Here is a 4998-nt window from a genome sequence, read left to right as displayed (position 1 = left end):
ATGACGCGCTCCACCATGCGCAGCTTCTCGTCCGCCACGGCGGCGTCCTCGTCCATGACGGTGACGGTCGCCGTCAGGTAGCCGAAGGCGACTTGATCGCTGCCCAACTCCTGCAAGGCAGCGTCCGCATCGGCGGCCTTGTTGTTGGCGTCGGTATCGACCAGCGGGCTTTCCTGCTGGAAGATCGTTTCGCGCAGCAGCGCGATGACGTTCTTGCGCTTGGCGAACCACTGGCGGCGCAGGCGGGAAAGTTCTTTCTCCGCCTCGGCTTTGTCGAGGCAGAGAAAGCGCGTGCTCCAGCGGTACGCAAAGCCAAGGCGGTTGAGGTCATCCAGAATCCCCGGCCAGGTCGAGGTCGGGAAACCTCGCACCGACACCACGCGCAGGTGCTGGTTGCCCAGCATGGGCGCCAGGCCACCGACCAGCGGCGAGTCGGTCAGCAGCGCGTCGATGTGGAACGGCACTTCGGGCACGCCCACGCGATAGCGCCGCGTCGAAATGGTCGCGTGCAGGTAGGTCAGCGTCTGGCTGTCATCGAGCCAGGCGATCTCCGGCATCACGCCGTCGAGCAGGTCAAAGACGCGATCCGTTTCCGCGACGAAGGCTTGCAGCCGCTCGCGCCAGTCCACGCCGGTCGTCGGCGTGTTCTCGTAGAGCATCTTGGCTGCACGGGCGCGGGATTCTTCCGGCGGCAGGTAAAGCAGCGTCAGGTGATAGCCGCTCTCGAAGTGATTGCCCGATTCCTCGAAGGCGGCCCGGCGTTCTTCCTCCACCAGCCACGAAAGCGGCTCGGGAAACTCCGAGCGCGGATAGTCGGCGGCGGCGCGGCGCTCGGCCTCGATGAACAGCGCCCAGCCCGATCCCATGCGACGCAGCGCGTTGTTCAACCGCGCCGACGTGGCGATTAGCTCGCCTTGCGTCGCGCTGTCGAGGTCAGGCCCGCGAAACCGGGCCGTGCGCTGGAAACTGCCGTCCTTGTTCAAGACGACGCCCGGTGCGACCAGCCCGGCCCAGGGCAGCCAGTCGGCAAGCAAGGCCGGGCGCTGGCGGTATTCGGCGAGGTTCAGCATCGCGGCGTCCTCCCCTCACACGTCCAGCAGCGGGCGGTGCTTGATGTGCCGGGCGAAGACCTGCATGAACTGCGGATCGACGCGCGCGCCCCACACCGCCAGCGAATGGCCGACGATCCAGAGCACCACGCCGGGAATCCACAGTTGCAGGCCCAGGCCGACAGCGGCAGCCAGCGTGCCGTTGGCGATCGCCACGGTGCGCGGCGCACCGCCCAGCAGAATCGGCTCGGTCAGCGAGCGATGCAGCGGCACCTCGAAGCCGTCCGCGAAGGTGTCCGGGGCACTCATACGACCGCCCCGCCGGAGAAGCTGAAGAACGACAGGAAGAAGCTCGAAGCGGCGAACGCGATGGACAGACCGAAGACGATCTGGATCAGCTTGCGGAATCCGCCGGACGTGTCGCCGAACGCGAGCGCGAGGCCCGTGGCGATGATGATGATGACCGCGACGATGCGCGCCACCGGCCCCTGGATGGATTCGAGGATGGATTGCAGCGGGCCTTCCCACGGCATCGAGGAACCGGCGGCCTGCGCGGTTCCGGCCAGGAACAACAGCAGCGCGGCCAGCAGCAGCCCTTGCCCCGCAGGGCGGGCCAGGCAGCGCAGCCGTGCAAGACGCAAAGCCGGATTTGCAGAAAAACGGAAAGCAGGAATGGTCATCTGCGTCATGGCAGTTCTCCAAGTGAGTCAGGGGATGGGGAAGTCGCCGCAGCGGGTGCGGCATCGGGACGTGGCGGCAGCTCGGGAAACGGCGTTTCCAGCGCGTCCGCCAGTTGGTAGCCCACGCCGTCGAAGCCGACGACGCGGGCGATGCTCTCGATGCGGCGCTTGCGCCCGCGTCCGGCGATGTGGATCACCACGTTGACCGCCTCGGCGATCAGCGCACGGGGCGGATTCACCGCCACTTCGAGAATCAGTTGCTCCAGGCGCAGCAGAGCGCCGAGCGCGGAGCCGGCATGGATCGTGGCGATGCCGCCCGGATGGCCTGTGCCCCACACCTTGATGAGATCCAGTGCCTCGGCGCCGCGCACCTCGCCGACGACGACGCGATCAGGCCGCAGGCGCATGGACGAGCGCACCAGCTCGGTCATCGACACCACGCCTGCGCGGGTGCGCAGGGGAACGTGGTCGCGGGCCGCGCATTGCAGCTCCACCGTGTCTTCGAGCACCAGCACGCGGTCGCCAGTGGCGGCGATTTCGGCGAGCAAAGCATTGGCGAGCGTGGTCTTGCCGCTGCTGGTGGCGCCGGCGATCAGCACGTTCTGGCGCTCGCGCACGGCGCGAACGAGAAAGCCCGCTTGCGCGCTGGTCATCATCCTGTCGATGACGTACCGCTCCAGAGGAATAACGCCGATGGCGCGCTTGCGCAGCGCGAAGGCCGGCCCCGGCGCTGCCGGCGGCAAGATGCCCTCAAAGCGTTCGCCCGTTTCGGGCAACTCGGCGGACATCAGCGGCTGGCCGCGATGGACTTCTGCGCCAACGTGGGCAGCGACCAGGCGGATGATTCGCTCGCCGTCCGCCTCGGGCAGTTCCACGCCCATCGGCGCGCGTCCACTGGAAAGCCGATCCACCCAAAGGGTGCGATCGGGATTCAGCATCACCTCCACCACGTCCGGGTCTTCGAGCGCGGCGGCGATCAGTGGCCCCATCGCCGTGCGCAGCATCTGGATGCGGCGGTCGAGCGACGTGGCACTCATGGACTGCGGAACGGCGCTCATGACGCACGCTCCTGCGCTTGCGCGGCTGCCGCCGCGTCTTCCATTCGCATCAGGTCGGGATGCAGTTCCTCCACCACGTCGCGCACCAGGCTGCGGCCCCGCAGCAGGTGGCGGCCAAGCTGCGCGGTGAACTGCTCGAAGCGCGCTTTGCCCTGCGCGCGTGCCGCGTCTTGGTGCGCCTCGGGAACCGGCGTGCTCACGGTCAGGTAGTAGCGGATGAACAGCGCCAGCGTTTCGATGGCAATGTTCTGGTCGCGCTCCATGCGTTCGGCCTGCCGCGACAGGCGATCAAGCCGCTTGGCAATGGCCGCCTCGCGCTGGTCGGCGGCATCGGGCGACAGCCACGATGCGAGCGCCGCCGCGACGATGGACGACTTGGACACGCCTTTCTTGGCGGCCAGCTCATCGAGCCGCTTGGCGTGCTCCGGCTGGATGAACAGGTTGAGGCGATAGTGGCTCATAGCTCGATTCCGTCGTTGGGGTCGAGGAAAGCCAGCCGGGCCGTGCGCTGCATGGCTGGATCAAGCTGGCGCGGAAGGGGGAGCGGCAGGTCGTCGTCGTCATCGAGCAGCCCAAGGTCGGCCGCAGGCGCGGCCAGCTCGGGGTCGTAGGCGACGGTTTCGGAGAGTTCGGGCTGACGGCGTGGGCCGCCGTCATCGGCGGAACCCAGGCCATCAGCGAAGGCCGCGGCCGGTGCGGTGGGCACGGAGGGAATCGCCAACCCGCTCCAGTCGTCGGGCCGCAATGGCGGCGCGTCGGCGTACTGCCCGCCCGCCAGCGCGGGCGGTGGCAGCACGCGACGCTTGAAATTGGCGTCCGCGTAGTAGCGCAGCTTCTTCGCCTTGATCGGCGCCACGCTGGACACCATCACCACGGCCTCGTCGGGCGGAAGCTGCATGACTTCCCCCGGCGTCAGCAGCGGGCGCGCGGTTTCCTGGCGCGACACCATCAGGTGGCCCAGCCACGGCGCGAGCCGATGGCCCGCGTAGTTGCGCTGGGCGCGCAGCTCGGTGGCCGTGCCCAGCGTCTCGGAGATCCGTTTGGCGGTGCGCTCGTCGTTCGTGGCGAACGTCACGCGCACATGGCAGTTGTCGAGGATGGAGTGGTTTTGCCCATACGCCTTGTCGATCTGGTTGAGCGACTGCGCGATGAGGAAGCTGCGGATGCCATAGCCCGCCATGAAGGCCAGCGCCGTCTCGAAGAAGTCCAGGCGCCCCAGCGCAGGGAACTCATCGAGCATCAGCAGCAGCTTGTGGCGGCGCTCGATGCCATCGGAGCCATCGAGCGACTCGGTGAGGCGCCGCCCGATCTGGTTGAGGATCAGGCGAATGAGCGGCTTCGTCCGCGAAATATCCGAAGGCGGCACCACGAGGTACAGCGACACCGGATGCTCGGCCGCTATCAGGTCGGCGATGCGCCAATCGCAGCGCGAGGTGACTTCGGCCACCGTCGGGTCGCGGTACAGGCCGAGGAACGACATGGCGGTGCTCAACACGCCGGAACGCTCGTTGTCGCTCTTGTTGAGGACTTCACGCGCCGCCGATGCGACGACCGGATGCGGCCCATCGCCGAGGTGCGGCGTGGTCATCATCCGGTGCAAGGTCAGCTCGAACGGGCTGGCCGGGTCGGACAGAAAGTTGGCGACGCCGCGCAGCGTCTTGTCTTCGCCTGCGTAGAGCACATGCAGGATGGCCCCAACCAACAGCGCATGACTGGTCTTTTCCCAATGGTTGCGCTTCTCCAGCGCGCCTTCGGGATCGACCAAAATGTCCGCGATGTTCTGCACGTCGCGCACCTCATGCGCGCCGCGCCGTACCTCCAGCAGCGGGTTGTAGGCCGCCGACTTCGCATCGGTCGGGTTGAACAGCAGGCAATGCGAGAAACGCGAGCGCCAGCCTGCGGTGATCTGCCAGTTCTCGCCTTTGATGTCGTGGATGACGGCGGATGCGGGCCAGGAAAGCAGCGTCGGCACCACGAGGCCGACGCCCTTGCCCGAGCGCGTAGGCGCGAAGGTCAGGACGTGTTCCGGGCCTTCATGCCGCAGGTATTGGTGATCGTGCTGGCCGAGGAACACGCCGGCCGGTTGCGTGAGGCCCGCCTTGCGAATGTCCTGCGCGTTAGCCCAGCGCGCAGAGCCGTAGGTGGTGACGAGGCGAGCTTGGCGCGAGCGCCAGACCGACATGGCGATGGCAACGCCCACGGCGACCATGC

At 67.6% G+C, this 4998-nt stretch carries 5 protein-coding genes and 1 pseudogene; all 6 read right to left on the bottom strand.

Features of this window, described 5'->3' with window-relative positions; translation table 11 throughout:
- Nucleotides 1-1070 (bottom strand): annotated as a pseudogene (locus ACIY1X_RS24710) (conjugal transfer protein TrbE); the annotation flags it as partial.
- A 15-nt stretch (nucleotides 1071-1085) separates the two neighbouring features.
- Nucleotides 1086-1358, bottom strand: a complete 273-nt coding sequence (locus ACIY1X_RS24705; RefSeq protein ID WP_003103993.1) for a VirB3 family type IV secretion system protein — start codon at nucleotides 1356-1358, stop codon at nucleotides 1086-1088.
- Nucleotides 1355-1738 carry a TrbC/VirB2 family protein gene (locus ACIY1X_RS24700; RefSeq protein ID WP_003103996.1) on the bottom strand — a complete coding sequence of 128 codons (384 nt, stop codon included), beginning with the start codon at nucleotides 1736-1738 and terminating at the stop codon, nucleotides 1355-1357. Before ACIY1X_RS24700 ends, ACIY1X_RS24705 begins: the two co-directional genes overlap by 4 nt.
- A complete protein-coding gene (gene trbB / locus ACIY1X_RS24695) occupies nucleotides 1735-2787 on the bottom strand; it encodes a P-type conjugative transfer ATPase TrbB (protein ID WP_057386253.1) in 1053 nt (350 codons plus the stop codon). Before trbB ends, ACIY1X_RS24700 begins: the two co-directional genes overlap by 4 nt.
- Nucleotides 2784-3248 carry a ribbon-helix-helix protein, CopG family gene (locus ACIY1X_RS24690; protein WP_057380746.1) on the bottom strand — a complete coding sequence of 155 codons (465 nt, stop codon included), beginning with the start codon at nucleotides 3246-3248 and terminating at the stop codon, nucleotides 2784-2786. Before ACIY1X_RS24690 ends, trbB begins: the two co-directional genes overlap by 4 nt.
- On the bottom strand, nucleotides 3245-4998 hold a 1754-nt coding region (locus ACIY1X_RS24685; protein WP_399685858.1), incomplete at its 5' end, for a conjugal transfer protein TraG. The genes ACIY1X_RS24690 and ACIY1X_RS24685, both read right to left, overlap by 4 nt.

The sequence above is a fragment of the Xenophilus sp. genome, from assembly GCF_044462705.1.
In the GTDB taxonomy this organism is placed as follows: Bacteria; Pseudomonadota; Gammaproteobacteria; order Burkholderiales; family Burkholderiaceae_C; genus Xenophilus; species Xenophilus azovorans.
The sequence above is the reverse complement of the archived record's forward strand: the minus strand, read 5'-3'. Positions and strand labels throughout refer to the sequence as shown.